This window comes from Mesorhizobium sp. RCAM 05104, assembly GCF_059683645.1.
In genome coordinates, this window is sequence record NZ_CM185033.1 from 1,681,017 (window position 1) to 1,696,621 (window position 15,605).

Annotated in this window: 12 protein-coding genes; all 12 read left to right on the top strand. The window is 63.7% G+C overall.

The genetic code is table 11. The features are described 5' to 3' along the window. The 12 genes from tssF to AC56QP_RS08625 are packed head-to-tail and all read left to right on the top strand — an operon-like array spanning window position 1 to window position 15,590. Window positions 1–1,875: a type VI secretion system baseplate subunit TssF gene (tssF, locus tag AC56QP_RS08570; protein WP_489860102.1), complete on the top strand. Its 1,875-nt coding sequence runs from the start codon at window positions 1–3 to the stop codon at window positions 1,873–1,875. Beyond that, window positions 1,839–2,906, top strand: a complete 1,068-nt coding sequence (tssG, locus tag AC56QP_RS08575; RefSeq protein ID WP_497100611.1) for a type VI secretion system baseplate subunit TssG — start codon at window positions 1,839–1,841, stop codon at window positions 2,904–2,906. Before tssF ends, tssG begins: the two co-directional genes overlap by 37 nt. After that, complete coding sequence (gene tagH, locus AC56QP_RS08580; protein ID WP_489860101.1) at window positions 2,903–4,372, top strand: type VI secretion system-associated FHA domain protein TagH; 1,470 nt, start codon at window positions 2,903–2,905, stop codon at window positions 4,370–4,372. The genes tssG and tagH overlap by 4 nt, the downstream gene beginning before the upstream one ends. Window positions 4,373–4,375: 3 nt before the next feature. Next, complete coding sequence (tssJ, locus tag AC56QP_RS08585; protein WP_489860100.1) at window positions 4,376–4,828, top strand: type VI secretion system lipoprotein TssJ; 453 nt, start codon at window positions 4,376–4,378, stop codon at window positions 4,826–4,828. Window positions 4,829–4,867: 39 nt separating this feature from the next. Continuing rightward, entirely contained in the window at window positions 4,868–6,202 is a 1,335-nt protein-coding gene (gene tssK, locus AC56QP_RS08590) for a type VI secretion system baseplate subunit TssK (protein WP_489860099.1), read from the top strand. 4 nt (window positions 6,203–6,206) lie between these two features. Next, complete coding sequence (gene icmH / locus AC56QP_RS08595) at window positions 6,207–7,529, top strand: type IVB secretion system protein IcmH/DotU (protein WP_489860098.1); 1,323 nt, start codon at window positions 6,207–6,209, stop codon at window positions 7,527–7,529. A gap of 1 nt (window position 7,530) precedes the next feature. Next, a complete protein-coding gene (gene tssM / locus AC56QP_RS08600; protein ID WP_489860097.1) occupies window positions 7,531–11,067 on the top strand; it encodes a type VI secretion system membrane subunit TssM in 3,537 nt (1,178 codons plus the stop codon). Next, complete coding sequence (gene tagF / locus AC56QP_RS08605) at window positions 11,049–11,609, top strand: type VI secretion system-associated protein TagF (RefSeq protein WP_489860096.1); 561 nt, start codon at window positions 11,049–11,051, stop codon at window positions 11,607–11,609. The genes tssM and tagF overlap by 19 nt, the downstream gene beginning before the upstream one ends. After that, window positions 11,609–12,694 carry a DUF2169 family type VI secretion system accessory protein gene (locus AC56QP_RS08610; protein WP_489860095.1) on the top strand — a complete coding sequence of 362 codons (1,086 nt, stop codon included), beginning with the start codon at window positions 11,609–11,611 and terminating at the stop codon, window positions 12,692–12,694. Before tagF ends, AC56QP_RS08610 begins: the two co-directional genes overlap by 1 nt. After that, complete coding sequence (locus tag AC56QP_RS08615) at window positions 12,691–13,701, top strand: hypothetical protein (protein ID WP_489860094.1); 1,011 nt, start codon at window positions 12,691–12,693, stop codon at window positions 13,699–13,701. Before AC56QP_RS08610 ends, AC56QP_RS08615 begins: the two co-directional genes overlap by 4 nt. Window positions 13,702–13,710: 9 nt before the next feature. Next, the gene (locus tag AC56QP_RS08620; protein WP_489860093.1) at window positions 13,711–14,748 is read left to right on the top strand and encodes a PAAR-like domain-containing protein; all 1,038 of its coding nucleotides are present in this window, start codon (window positions 13,711–13,713) and stop codon (window positions 14,746–14,748) included. Beyond that, the gene (locus tag AC56QP_RS08625; RefSeq protein ID WP_489860092.1) at window positions 14,745–15,590 is read left to right on the top strand and encodes a hypothetical protein; all 846 of its coding nucleotides are present in this window, start codon (window positions 14,745–14,747) and stop codon (window positions 15,588–15,590) included. Before AC56QP_RS08620 ends, AC56QP_RS08625 begins: the two co-directional genes overlap by 4 nt. The last annotated feature ends 15 nt before the right edge of the window (window positions 15,591–15,605 follow it).

Consider the following 15,605-nt stretch of genomic DNA (forward strand, 5'->3'; position numbering starts at 1 on the left):
ATGGATCGGGTCTTCGTAGAATATTACGAGGAGGAACTGACCCATATCCGTGCACTCGCGGCGGAATTTGCCGACATGCATCCGGCGGTGGCTCGCAACCTGTCACTCGACACGGTCCCTTGTCCGGACCCGTATGTCGAGCGGTTGCTTGACGGCGTCGCTTTCCTCGCCGCACGCACCCGGCTGAAGGTCGACGCGGAACGCTCGCGGTTTTCACGCAGCGTGCTGGACGTCCTCTATCCCGACCTGGTCACGCCGGCGCCGGCAACGGCGATGGTGGTGCTGAAACCGGGCCAGCAGGTCCAGACGATGGTTGCCGGCCATGTCGTCAAGCGCAACACCCGGCTGGTCTCCAGCCTGCAGCCCGGCCTTTCGACGCGCTGCACGTTCACCACGGCCCAGGACATCACGCTGTGGCCGATAGCGGTCACTTCGGTAAGCTATTTTCAAGATCGCAGCGCGCTGGTGGCGGGCGGCATAGCGCCGATCGGCGGTGTCGGCGGCGAGGCGGCGCTCCGCATCGTGCTGGCTCGGACCGGAAAAGGCAGACTCGACGAACTGTCGCTCGACCAGCTTGATCTCTACTTTGCCGGGCGCACCAAAGCACCATTGCTTTTCGACGCGATCTTCGGCGCGTGCTCGGCCGTTGGCGCACGCGCGGAAGGCAAGACCAATCCCATATCGCCCTTGCCGGAACCCGAAATGATCGGCATCAGCGACGACGAAGCGCTGATGCCTCGTACCCGTCCGACGTTCGAGGGGTACCGTCTGCTGCGCGAATATTTCATGATGCCCGAGCGCTTCCACTATGTGCGGATATCGGGGCTGCAACCTGTCGTGCGCAAATGCGCGGCCGGCATCGAGATCATCTTCATGTTCAGGCGTCCAGTGCCCGAGCTTGCAGACCTGACAGCGGCCGATTTCGAACTTTTTGCAACGCCGATCATCAATCTCTTCGAGCGTGAGTGCAACGTCATCGAGATTGACCCGCGCAAGACGCGCCAGGTGCTGCATGCCGACCGCACGCGGGCGCGCGACTTCGAAATCTATCGGATCCTCCGCGTCGAGGACGCCGACACGGAAGGCAACGACGCCGAAATTCCCGAGCTCTTCAGCCTGGGGCAAAACCGCGGCAGTGGCTGGGTCTATTCCACCGAGCGGCGCCCACGGCGCGCGACGGAAGAGGAGCGGCGCGACGGACTGACCCGCACCTCCTACACAGGGGACGATGTTTTCCTGGCGATTTCACGCCCGGTGGAAAGCCAGGCGAACCGGCCGCTGCAGCGTGTCGACATCGTGGCGCTTTGTACCAACCGCGATCTTCCGATCCTCGACGACAATCCCACCTTGACGCTGGAGGCCGGCGACCCGGTCGAAACGGTCCGGCTTCTCGGCGCGTTGCGTCCCCCTCGCCCGGCTATCCCCGCGGCACTGCCGGCCGGCGCGGCGGGCGAATCCCGCGCCGACAATCTCGCCTGGCGGCTCGTGGCGCAGCTGTCGCTCAACTTTCTCAGCCTTGCCAAGGAAGGTCGCGGCGTCGATCCGCTGCATGCGCTGCTCGATCTTTATGCCGACCGGGGCGATCCGAGCCTGGCCCGCAACGTGCATTCGATCGTCCGCATCGACTCGCGGTCGGTCATCGAAAGGCTGCAGATCGACGGGCCAATGTGCTTCGGACGCGGTACGGAAGTGACCTTGCATGTGGATCAGTCCGTCTTGGCAGGGCAGAGCACATTGCTGCTTTCGGCCTTGCTTGCACGGCTGTTTGCCCGTCATGCCGGAATAAACGGCTTTGTGCGAACCCGTACGCGGCTGTTGCAGAAGCAGGAGGATGTGCCATGGCCGATGACGCCCGGCAATCGCTACCTGATCTAGACACAGCCGACCCGAAGCGGGTCGAGGAACTGTCCGAGACGTTCGACTTCTTCGAGCTGTTGCGCCGGCTCGAACGCAGGGGCGGGCTGTTCGGCCATTCCGGCTCGCCGGAGCGCGAGCCGGCAAGGCTCGGACAGCATGTGCGTCTCAGCTTTTCGGCCAGGGACGTGGTTGAATTCCGCGAAGCGAAGGACAAGGCCCCGGCCAGGGTTACGGTCACAAATCTCGGCCTGATGGGACCTGAAGGCCCGCTGCCGCTCCATTTGACACGCTGGGTGCTCGATCGCCTGTCGCAGCGCTGGTTCACCGGCGCCGATGCGCAGCAGACCAGTGACACGACATTCCTGGATTTCGTCAACATTCTGCAGCACCGCCTGATCGCCCTGTATTATCGGGCGTGGGCGGATGCGCATCCGGCCGTACAGGTCGAACGCGCGGTCGGTGGGCGCGTTCGCGCCATGCTTGACGCCATGGCTGGGATCGGACTTCCCGGCACCCAGAACGCCGATCTCGATACGGTGAAGCTTCGCCAGGCGGCATCGCTCGCCAACCAGGTCGACGGCCCGGAACGGCTGACGCTGTTCCTGGCCGAAGCGTTCAAGGTGCCGGTTCAGATCAAGGAGTTCATCGCAGCCTGGATGACCATACCAACCGGGCTCCAGACCCGCCTTGCAAAAGCCTATGCAGGGCTTGGCCGGGGGGCGACGATCGGCCCGCGCGTTTTCAACCGCCAAAGCAGGATCGAACTGCGTGTCGGCCCGCTGGGCTATGAGGACTTCAAGGCTTTCCTGCCGGGAGGCCCACGGCTCAAACTGTTCAAGCAGGCCGTTCGCGACATGGTCGGGGAATCGCTCGACGTCGACCTGCGCATCGTGCTGGCGCGTGAAGCGGTGCCGCCGCCGCGTATCGGAGCGGTCCAGCTCGGCCGGACCGCCTGGCTTGCGCGGCCCGCTGAAAGGGGCGATGCTGACGACATGCGGCTGCGGACAATCGTCGGATGGCGGCCGGAAATGGCGGGGGTCGCGGCATGAGTCTGCTGCTGACGCTGGAGCAAGGGCCACGCACCCAGGCGGTACGGCAGACCCGGCTGGACGAGGGCGAGCTGGTGATCGGCCGCAGCGCGGACGCGGGCTGGCAGATCGACGATCCCGACATGTTCGTTTCACGGGCTCATTGCAGGATCTCGGGCGGGCGGGATGGATATTTCGTCACCGACACATCGAGCAGCGGATTGTTCATAAACGACTCTGACAGCCCGCTCGGTGCCGGCAAGTCGACGCGCCTTCAAAGCGGCATGCGGCTGAGACTGGGCGACTACATCGTATATGTCGACCTGCAGACGCCAACCGCCCAAGCGCCGACAGCCGGCCAGGCGGTTCCGGAACGCCTGCCGCCGGCATCGCGGACGCCGGTGAGCATCGGCCGCGACGACTTCTTTTCCGCCACGGTCGAAGAAGAGCCGCGGCGGCCACGTCCGGCCGACCTGCCGAACCCGTTCGAGCAGCCGGTCCCGGGCGCGTTCGAGCGGGCCATTTCCAGCCAGCGCAGCTCGCCTGCTTTCGATGATCCGTTCAGCCTCGATCCGGTTTCAACGCCTGTGTCGAAAGGCGCCGCCTATCCCGAACCGGGCGGCGCGGCGAACCCGGCGGACCCCTTCAGCCTCGACCCGGTGCCATCCCCCGGCCGCGCGGCCGACCTCGCTCGTGGAAAGCTGTCCGATTTCAATGATGATTTTGGCTTCGGACCCGCCCCGGCGCCCAGTTCGGCGAACGGCGCCGGCTCGACCGGACAGCGCGAGCACATCGCCCAGCGGCCACAATCCGCCAATCCCTGGGATTTCCCCATGCAAGCGGCGGAGGTCCCGGCTCCAGCACGGACAGGTGCCGCTCCCAAATCCAACCGCCCGTCGGCAGCGCCGCCGCATGCGGAGATGGCGCTTCGCACGGCATTCCTGCGCGGCATGGGCGTCGAGGAGGCCGATTTCCCGGGACGCGACAGCATCGCGGAAATGGAGAAGTTCGGTCGCGAATATCGGCTGATGATGGAAGGCCTGATGCAGCTTCTGCGCAAACGGGCGGAGGAAAAGGGAAACGCTCGCGTCGCCCAGACCATGGTCGGCGCCTCCGAAGTCAATCCACTCAAGTTTCTGCCGACGGTCGACGACGCCATCGTGACGCTTATCGCCGAGCGCAGCCCCGGATTTCTCGCCGGCGAAGCGGCAATCGCCGACGCGGTTCGCGATCTGGCGCAGCATCACGTGCGCGCCTGGCGCGGCGTACAGGGCGCCTTGCGGCGGATGATCGACCGTTTCGACCCGGCGGTGATCGAGGAAGAGCTGAAATCGAATTCCGCGATCGGCACCCTGCTTTCGGGCGGGCGTGGCGCCAAGCTGTGGGAGCTTTACCAGAAACGCCATCGTGAAATCGCCGAGAGCGCGGAAAAGAGCTTTCTTGGCGAAATCGGCGCTGATTTTCGAGATGCATATGAGGAGGAGTGAGACATGATCGATCGACGCGAATTTGTTATTGCCCTGGGCGCGACGGGGCTGCTTGCGGCTTGCCAGAGCGGTCCGCCAAAACCATCGGTGATCACCGTCAACGTGACCGGCGGGACAGGCATGAACCCGGGGCCAGGTGGCGGCGACCGGCCGGTGACTGTCCTCGTCATGCGGCTGCGCGGCACCGGCAAATTCAATTCAGCCGACTACTTTGCCCTGCAGGGGGATGCCGGCTCCGCGCTGGCCGGTGATCTCATCGGATCCGACCAGATCGCCGTCGGCCCGGGAAAATCCGCGTCCAAAACCATCACCGTCGAGCCGGACGCGACGGCGCTGGGCTTCGTTGCGTTGATCCGCGAGCCTGGCGGCAGGAACTGGCGGACGACCAAATCGGTGTCGCCGGGATCAAAATTCACAATCAATGTCACGCTTGGCAGCGGCGGCATTTCCGCCTAGCGGCCAGAGCAAGGGGAGCTCAATGCAGAGAGTAACGGCATGAGCGATGCAAACAGGGTGCTATGGTCCGAAGGCCTTTTCCTGCGGACCCAGCATTTCCAGCAGCAGGATCGTTTCTTCGAGGCGACGGTGCGCGGCGCGTTGCAGGCCGGGCAGTTGCATACGTTCGGCTTTCAGCAGCTGACGCTGGACCAGGCATTGCTCGACGCCGGCCAGATCTCGATCCTGTCGGCACGGGGCATCTTCCCGGATGGAACGCCCTTCTCCATTCCAGACATGATGGACGCGCCGCGACCGCTGCCGGTCACCGCGGACACGGGCGCCGGGCCGGTGCTGGTCGCCTTGCCACTGGAGCCTCCCGGTGGTGTCGGCTTCGATCCGGCACACGCGGCCCCCTCGGGAGCACGATATCATGGGCGGATCGTTTCAGTGCGTGACGCCGTCCAGGGTGGTTCGGACCCTGAGGAAATCGAGATCGCCCGTCCGCAGGCTTTGCTGCTGGCGCCCGGCAAGTCGGTCGGTGGCTACACAGCCTTGCCAATAGCCGACCTCAAGGGGGTTCGAGCCGATGGCGGCGTTTCTTTGGACGAGACCTTCCTGCCGCCGACACTGGTTACCGGGGCGGTGGCCTGGTACCGGCAGTTGCTCCTGGAAGTTGTCACGGGCCTCGACCAGATCGCCGAGGCGCATGGCAAGATGGTCATGGGCGGACCGGGGCGCAGCGTCGAAGATCTGCTGATGCTCAATCTCGCCAATGCGGCGCGTCCGCGGCTGGCCCACATGCTGGCGCAGGATGTCTTCCATCCCGCCGAGCTTTACCTGGAACTTGCCGGGCTCGCCGGTTCGATGGCGACCTACGGCTCGAGCGCGCGGCGGCTGGGCGAGTTGCCCGCCTACGATCACATGGCGCCTGGCCCCGCCTATTCGGCGCTGGCGGATGCGCTGCGCTCGCTCATCCTCAGCCTGCGTTACATCGAGCCGAAATCGCGTGCGCTGCCTGTCATGCGGCATTCGACCAATGTCTGGAAAATCCGCATCGACAACCCGAAGCTGCTTGTGGCCAGCCGGATCGTCATCCGGGTCGGTTCGGAGCTGTCGGAGGATGCGCTGCGCAAGATATTCGTCAATCAGGCGACCGTCGGCTCGGCCGACCAGTTCGAGGGCCTGTGGAAATCGCGTTTGCCCGGCATTCCGCTGAAACCGCTTCATTCCCAGCCGCGCGAGATCCCTTACGATGGCGATCGGCTTTGCCTCGAGCTGGACCAGAAAAGTGAGCACTGGGCGTCGCTGCTCGATGCCCCCGGCTTCGTCATCGGCGTTTCGGGCGTCTTGCCGAGCGAGCCGCAAGTGGACTGCTATTCGGTGAACAGGTGAGATCATGAGCCGCGATGATCCTTTCGGACTGTCGGAGGATCGCGAACGCACCCGCATACGGTTGACCGGCGCGCCGATGCCGCGACCGATGGCGTCGCTCTTGCCGGGCGCGGCGGTAAAGCGGTCTCGCACTCACCCGAACGCGCTTGTCAACGCATTCGCGCCCTTGCTCGAATTCGCGCCCGAGCTTGAAAGCGCGCTGCCGCCGGAGAATCCGGAAGCGTTGCGGACCCGATTGCTCGAAGAACTGGTCCGGGCACGCGACACGGCAATGTCGACTGGGTCCTCGATGGAGCGGGCCGACCAGGCAGCCTGGGCGGTGGCGGCGTTGCTCGACGACCTGGCCCTGAACACGCCATGGGGCGGGGCCAGCGCCTGGCCGCGGCAGCCGCTTGTCGTCATGCTGCGCGGCGATGTCGATGCCGGCACGCAGTTCTTCACGCGCCTCGACGAACTGGAACGCCATCCCAACCGCGATCGCGAATTGCTGGAACTGCAGTATGCTTGCATGGCGCTCGGCTTTCGCGGCAAATATCGCGTGCCCGGCCGCTCGGGCGACCGCTCGCTCAATGCTGTCCGCGTGGCGGCGGCGCGCTTCCTGCGCGATGCCGACGCCGAAGGCGCGCCATTGTCGCCAAACTGGAAGGGCGTGATCGCATCCGACGAGCCGCAGCGCTTCATCGTTCCGATCTGGGTCATGGCGCTCGGTGCGGCGGTTGTCGCCACCGCAATCCATATCGGGCTCTCGATGGGACTGAGCAGCCAGGCGGTCGAGCTTTCCGCGCTTGTTCGCGCGTTGCCACCGCCCGCGCGCGGCGACATCAGCCGGGCATCGCCCAAGGTCGATGCCCCGCCACCGGAGAAAGTGGATTTTGCGCTGTTGCCGGAATTTCAGGCAGGGGCGCCGGCCGACCTCAAAGCCGCCCTCAGCGGCACCGAGAGCGTTTCGCTGGCCAAGCTGATCATCCAGGCCTCCAACCCCGAGCTGTTCCAGTCGTCGCGGCCACAACTGACCGAAGGCTTCGAGCCCCTGATCGGTTCGATCGCCAAGGTGATCCTCGCCAATCAGGAACTGATTGGAAACATCACGGTGATCGGTCATACGGACAGTGTTCCCCTACAAAAGACCAATCCGCTGTCGACCAACCAGCGACTGTCCGAGGCTCGCGCCCAGACGATCGCTGACATGCTGGTGCAGAACGGAGTGCCGCAGGACCGCGTCCATTCCGAGGGCCGCGCGGCCACCGATCCAGTGGCCAGCGACAGCACGCGCGAGGGGCGGGCCTTGAACCGCCGCGTCGAGGTGCTCGTCGAAAAGAGGCTTTGACATGTTCATCCTGCGCTTCCTCTGGGCGGTTCTGACATCGCGCTGGCTCTGGACGCTGATCGGCATCACGCTGCTTTCCCTGGTCATCTGGGTGTTCGGTCCGATCGTCAGGGTCGGTCCCTACCAGCCGTTCGCCTCTGAAAATGTGCGCATCGTCATCATCGCGCTGCTGGTCATCTTCTGGCTGATCTGGCTGATCGTCGCCCAGCGCCGGGCGATCCGCGCCAACCGCATGTTCGTCGCCGAGATTGCAGCACCCGTGGTGGAAAAGCCGCTCAGCCCCGGCGAAGAGAACGTCGCCGCCGTGGGCGCCAAGTTCGCCGAGGTGATGGCCGAACTGAAACGCCGCAAGCTGGGCGGACGCAAGTTCCTGCGCGAGATGCCATGGTATGTGATCGTCGGGCCACCGGCCACCGGCAAGACCACGGCGTTGCGGCAGTCCGGGCTGAATTTTCCGATCGACCTCACCGACGACCTGCAGGGGGTCGGCGGCACGCGCAACTGCGACTGGTTCTTTTCCGAAAACGCGGTTCTGATCGACACCGCCGGCCGCTATGTCCAGCAGGAGAGCCAACCCGACGTGGACGCCGCGGAATGGCTGGGCTTCCTCGACCTTTTGAAGAAGCACCGGGGCCGCCGCGCCCTCAATGGTGTGATCGTCGCGCTTTCGATCGACGTGCTTTCGGAGGGCGACGAAGCCATCAAGGCGCACGGCCGCAAGATCCGCCGGCGGTTGGCCGAACTCAACGACCGGCTCGAAATCCGCCTTCCGGTCTATCTGATGCTGACCAAGGCCGACCTGATCAAGGGTTTCGAGGCTTTCTTCGGCGGCCTGTCCACCGCCTCGCGCGAGCAGGTATGGGGAACGACCTTCGCGCTGGATGCGCGCGTGGATGCCAAGACCATCGAACGAGAGATTTCGACGCTGGCGACGGAACTCGAACGACGGCTGGTGCCGCGCCTGGAGGACGAGGACAAGCTCGCCGCCCGCGCCGAGATCTTCAGGTTTCCCGCCCAACTGTCCAGCCTGTCCGAACCGATCCAGGTGCTGGTCGAGGCGATGTTCGGCGAAAGCCGGTATGAAGAGGCTGCCTGGCTACGTGGCCTCTATTTGACATCGGCGACGCAGGAAGGGGCTCCCATCGACCGCCTGACCGCGGCGCTGTCGTCGTCCTTCGGCCTGCCGCCACGACGAGCCCTGCCCGCGCCAAGGGTCGAGAAACGCAGCTTCTTCCTGAAGAACCTGCTCACCGAAGTCATCTTCAGGGAAGCCGGCCTCGGTACGTTCGACCCGCTGGCACAACGCCGCCGGGCCTGGATCTGGCGTGGCGCCGCCGCCGCATGCGCGGCGGCGGCCTTGCTGACCGGTGGGCTGTTCACCTGGTCCTATTTCGACAACCGCAACGCGATCACGGCCCAGGCGAGCCAGTTCGAGGCACTGCAAACGCCGCTGACATCCGTGGCCGCAATCCCGGCCTCGGTGGAGCAGCCCGCCATCGACAGCGCTCTCGAAGCAATGGACGCGGTGGCAAATGCCCGGACAGCACCGCCGGGCAGCGCCCAGGATCTGCTGGGTCCATCGGCCTCGGCGGAGCTGGTGCGGGCGCAGACCGACACGTACGACCACGCCCTGCGCAACGTGCTCGAGCCACGCATGGTCGCGCTGCTCGAGGCGACCATGTGGCGGCAGATCCGCGATCCGGATTTCATGCTCGGGGCGCTGAAGACCTATCGCATGATGACGGGTTTGTCGCAGATGGATCCCGATTTCGCGCAGAACTGGTGGGTGAACAGCCTGCCCGAATTCGCGGCCGCAGCACCATTTCCGACCGCCGATGCCGAAGAGCATCAGCTTGCCGCCATCCGCCGGATGGCGGTCGATGAAAGCTATATCGCGCCCGACCAGGCCCTAGTTGCCGAAGCGCTGAAAACGGTGTGCACGATCTCGTTGCCGGCGCGTGCCTACAAGCAATTGCTGGCCGATCCGGCAGTGGCCGGGCTCAAGGAGTGGATCCCGGCCAATTTCGCCGGCCCCAATGGCGGCAAGGTGTTTGCGCGGCGTTCCGACAACACACTTCGCGTCGGCATTGCCGGGGCATTCACCTATTCCGGCTTCCACGACGCCATTCTCGACCGCATCGACGATGTCGCCGCCCAGGCGGCGCTCGATCGCGCGGTTTTCGCCGGCGGCTGCTCGGAAAACTCCGAGACCTCGGTCTCGGCGCTGTCCGAGGATATCCTGAAGCTCTACTATGACGACTACATCGCTCAATGGGACAGCTTCCTGCGTGACATGCGGCTCGCGCCATTGACCGATCTCAACGTCGCCAGCGAAAATCTGAAAGACCTATCTAGTGCCGATTCAGCGCTGAAGCGGCTGCTGACGGCGGTCGTCCAGGAGACCGAACTGACGCGCTCCGACGAGGCGCCCGCCGACGACAAGGCGGCAGCCAAGGGCGCATCCAAACTGCTCGGCAAGCTGGGCAAGCTCGGCAAGCTGGCGACAAGCGGTGCGAAGCTGCTTCCCCGCGCCGGATCGGCAACCGAGGTGGACCTGACCGGCAATCTGGTGGCCGAACATTTCAAACCGCTCAAGAGCACCATTGCCGAGGTCGACGGCCAGCCGCCGGCACTCGATGCCGCCGTTGTCGCGCTGACCGCGCTTTCGAACGTGCTGCAGACGGTCACCGCGAACCCCAATCCGCAGGATGCCATCAAGAAGCAGGGCGGCCTTGCCGAACTGACGGGCGCGGTCGCCAGGCAGGCACAGATCCTGCCCGACCCCATCAACAACTGGCTGGGCGGGATTGCCGGCGACACCAGCAATTTGACCCAGAAGGCGGTCACTTCGGAGCTCAACGCCATCTGGCGGGCCGACATACTGCCTTTCTGCCAGGCAGCGCTGAACGACCGCTATCCATTCAGCCCCGACAGCGCGGTGGACGTCAATGTTCGTGATTTCGCCCGCTTGTTCGGACCGGCCGGAATGATCGACGGTTTCATCAATGACCACCTAATCAACTATGTCGACACCACCAGCCAGCCATGGAAATGGCGCGCCGATTTCGGCCTCGATCCTTCGGCGCTGGCGGCGTTCGAGCAGGCCAGGCATATCCGCGACGATCTCTTTCCCGGCGGTACAGGGCCTGTGATGAGCTTCACGCTCGAACCGAAGGACCTGTCTCCCAACGTCACGCGGGTCACGCTCAACCTCGATGGCCAGACCCTCGTCTATTACAACAACGCGACGCGGCCACAGCCGATGACCTGGCCCGGCAAGGATGGCACCGGGGTCATCTCGCTCGCCTTCCAGCCGATCGATGGATCGCCGGAAATCATGCTCAACGAGACCGGCAGCTGGGCATGGCTGAGGATGTTGCGCAGCGGCCGCTTCGCCGGCACCTCGCTGTCCGATGTCTACAGCCTGCGCCTGGGAACGAAAGGCATGTACGCCGATTTCGAACTCAAGGCCGCCAGCGTCGAGAACCCCTACAATTTGCAGATGTTCAAGAAATTCTCATGTCCGCCGCAGATATGACCTTGCCCGGCTTTTACGGCAAAATGCCCGCCACCGGCGATTTCGTGACGCGACGGCTGTCGGGCGACTTTGTTCGCGGCTGGGACCGCTGGCTGGCGCAGCATCTCGTCCCGCTGTTCGGCTCGGAAATCTGGCCAAGCACAACCGCGCTGCGCTTTCTGGCGGGTCCGGCATCCTTCGGCGCATCGGCAGGCATCATTGTGCAGAGCGCCGACAGGGTTGGCCGGAAATTCCCCTTGAGCGTCGTTGCGCAGCTTTCCGAAGCCTCCATTCTGCTCGCCGACGCCGAGGCGTGGTTCTCTGGGATCGAAGGGGCGGCCATAGCGGCCCAGAACGGCGAGCTGACGCCCGACGAACTGGATGCCGCGCTGGCCGGACTGCCGGTGCCGCCCGTCGAGGCAGGCGACGAGATCATCAGCGACCTGGTGATGTGGACAGCCCGTTCGGACATTTTCGACATCGATCCGCAATCGCCGCAAGCGACGCTGGAGCAAGTTCTCGCCGCCAGTTGGGAAGCCCAGTCGATGCAGGGGCAAATCTGATGTTCGTCAGCCAGAACACTACGCCCTTTCTCGCCGAGACCTTCCCCTACCAGGACAAGCATTGCGTGAAGTTCTGCGTTGCCGTGATCCGGGCGACATACGACGTCGATGAACAAGGCAACTGCACACCCAGCAAGGAGCAGTCCCCTTTCGTCTACGCCGACACCCATTATGGCGACCCGGAAGTCACCTCCATTCGCGTCGAGACCGACTTTGCTCCGATCAAGCCAAAATGCGAGGTTTTGCTCGACGCAATGGCGGTCGCCCCGCAAGGGAGGCCGGCGGAAGCGATCGAAGTGCGCCTGGTCGGGCCGGGATTGGACAAGCGCGCGGTGGTCACCGGCCAAAGGCGCTGGTTCCGGGGCGGGCTCGGCATCCAGGCTTCGCGGCCGACGCCCTTTGTTTCAATGCCGCTGGCATGGCACCTCGCATTCGGTGGCACCGATCGCACTGATCCTGATCCAGCGAAACATCGCAGCGACGCAGTCAACCCAATCGGGTGCGGCTATCTTGTCGGCCAAAGCAACATCGATGGCACACCTCTACCCTGTATCGAGCACCCGCAATCGCCGATGCGCATTTGGAACGACCGGCCGCGCCCCATCGGCTTTGGGCCCGTCCCACGTTTTGCCAAGGAGCGGGCGAGATATGCCGGCACCTATGACAAGCATTGGATGGACAATGTGCTGCCCTTCCTGCCGCAGGATTTCGACGACCGCTACTTCCAGGCGGCGCCCCAGGACCAATGGGTCGACAGGCTGTCGGAAGGTATGATTTTTGGCTGCTTGGGGATGAACGAAAGCGGCAAGTTCAAGGTGAAGCTGCCGGCGATGTCGGTTCCGGTGCGGTTTATGTTCGACGACAGGACCGAGCACAAGGTGGCGGCACCCGATACCCTGACCATCCTGCCGCACGAGGGGAGGATCGTTCTGGTCGGGCGAGTAAGCACGAAGTTGCCTCGGAAATTTGTGAAACTGCAGCAGGTGAAGGTGGGGAGGGAGCCGGAGCCGATCTATCCCAAGCCGCATTACGCTGGGTTGAAGGAAGCCGTGGCGGCGTTGGCTGGAATGCGCAAGGGAAGATGACCGCGGTCTCCTGCATAAGCCTCGTCTGCCCAGTCGGTTATATGCCGGCAAGTGCCGCTGCCGCGATGCGGGCGAGCATCTCGGTGTTCGAGGAATTGCCGTATCGGGACAGCGGCGGACAGCCGATTCGCGGGGCTATGGTCGACGCTATTCCGCCTCAGGCGCGCGGCCGAAGTCGTTTTGCGGCGCTGGCCCGGCTCGCTGTCGAGCATATCGATGAGAAGGTTGGGGCCTCTCTTCCCTGGGGCGAGATGCCGTTTCTCCTGTGTACGCGCGACGCCGGCATGCCCGGCGCGCGCTTCAACGGAATTCTGTCTGGGCTTGCGGTTCCGGGCGGGAAGCCATTGGTCGGGGCGCGCGCATTCCAGGTCACCCATGGCCAGATTTCGGTTTTCGTCGCGATGGAACAGGCGCGCAGGCTGCTGGATGAGCGCAATGTGGAAGCCTGCCTCATCATGGCGGTAGACAGCCTGATCGACGCGCGTGCGCTCGGCTGGCTCGACAGCCGGATGCGACTGAAGACGAGCAAAGTAACGGATGGCCTCATCCCTGGCGAGGCGGCTTGCATTCTGGTCGTCAGCAGACGTCCTATCGTTGACGGGTCCTTGCGGCTGCGAGGGTTGGGCCTCGCCGCCGAAACCGCAACCGCCAGCAATGAGGAACCCTTCCGGGCCGATGGCCTCAGCGCGGCACTGAAAGCCGCACTCGGCGAGGCTGGCGTCCGGATGCACGAAATCGCGTTCCGCCTCAGCGATGTCGGGGGCGAATCTTACGCATTCGAAGAGCTTGTGCTGGCGCAGATGCGCAACATGCGCCAGACGCGACCGGAGCAACCCGTGTGGCACGCGGCCGACTGCATGGGCGATTGTGGGGCTGTCGCTGGCCTGATTCAGTTTGCCTGGGCGGAGCAGGCATTCAAGCGCGGCTATGCGCCCGGCGCACTCGCGGCGCTGCACGGGAGTTCGATGGCGTTCAGTGGCCGCGCCGCTGCCGTGGTCTCGGCGTAGGAGTTCCAGATGACGAAGAATGTCTTTGCCGGAATGTGGGAAATCGCCGCCGAGAATGGCATGAACAAGTCCATCGCGCGGTTCCCGGACGTCTGCATGTCGCCGCCCTCGCCGCCGGCCGGGCCGATCCCGATCCCCTACCCTGATACCTCGTTCTCCAACAATCTGAAGTCCGGTTCCAGCACAGTGCTGATCGGCGGCAAGGGCGCAGCACTGGCGCAGAAGTCTTATTACAAGGAGTCGGTGCTCGGCGACGAGGCCGCGACGCGCACCTTCGGCGCCAATGTCGTGACGCACCAGATTACCGGCAACACCTACTTCCAAGCCTGGTGCATGGATGTGAAGTTCGAAGGCAAGAACGTCTGCCGGCACGTCGACATCACCACCAGCAATCATGCGTCGCAAATGACGACAACGCTACCTCTTCCGACAATCGAGTTTGCAAACCTGGCTGCGGCTCAAGCACAGATCGACGCTGACAAGTGCCCCTGCTGCGGCGAAGCCCTTCACGAGTGGCAAAGAGATCCGAACAGCCCAAATACACCGAAGTCGGGTTTCAAGGCGATGACCTCAAGCCAGTTCTGGCAAAACCGCGTAGGCCGCATGCCTTCTGCTACGGATGCTCAGAAGGCTCTCAAGACGAATATGCAAAATGCTCTCGACGGTTTGAAGCGTGCGCAGCGTCAGTCAAGACAGGCCCAGAAGCAAGGCAAACCAGGGTGTCCGAACGTCCCCGAGAATGAGACCGACGGTTGCGCCATACATTTCGACTTCCCCGTGGGGACAAGATACCCGGACGGACAAACGGTCGCCCAGAAGTGCGAAGCCAATTTCGGACCGTTGCTGAAGGAACGAACGCGGGACCAATGGGCAAAAGCGAATCGTCGGAAGGTACCGGCGGGCACGACGCTCGATCATGTCACGCCGAAACAAGCTGCGGGATGCAATAGTGCGAACAACACAGTTCCCAGGAACTTTGTGCAAGGCCAAAACTGCAAAGACGTTGAAGCAAACCAAACCCTTCTGGAGCAAGGTACACCGCTTTGAATGACGAAATCCCACTCGAAGACATGCCCTACCGCGAGTTGGCACTCGGATTCCATCCTCCGGAACTAGACTTCGGGTCGCTTGATCCGGAGCAACTTCTGCGAAGCGGAAGGGATTGGAAGATCGTTGCCGCAGTCAACATGCTATGTCGATCAGGAGATTTCTCGAAGATCGATTACCTGGTACCGATCCTCAAGCGGGATGACGACTCTCAGATGTGGGACGCCGTTGTAAAGATTGCTGGTTTTGGCGGGAGCTGGACGCAGGTGAGCCGAACAACCCAGCAGCTCGTTGGGATATTGGACCGACCGGGAGTGCGATATTACATAGCCCTGCTCCTGGGTGCTGCCTGCAACACCCGAGCGATTGACCCACTGTTGGACCTGTACCGCACATCCGAGGACTCCGAGGAGGCCCGCAACCAAATCATGCGCGAGCTTTCCGTTCTGCTGGAGCCTGCCGACGAGACCATATTTCTTGCCCGTCAGGATAACCTGCCATACCGCGAAGTCGTGGAGCTTGCGAAATCCCGCCTGGAGACAATCTCGAACATGCTCGATGGCTACACGCTTTTCGAAGCGCAAAACCTGGACATCCCTCGATTAGCCAGACGGCTTTGGGACCGGCTCGACTTGGAGCAACTGCAAAGCGAGCGCTTTTATCGCGGCAGGCTTGTCTTCGAGGCGGCGACAGGGGTTAATTGCACCGCCTTCTACGACCAACTGGGCCGTCTAAACCGCCTTGCCGCCATGGGCATCCTTGAAGAATTCCTGGAGAGCGATCAGGTCAACCGGTTCGTTCCCGGCCAGCGCTACTTCTTCGGGCATCCCATACCGGACTGAAGGACTACCGCGCCC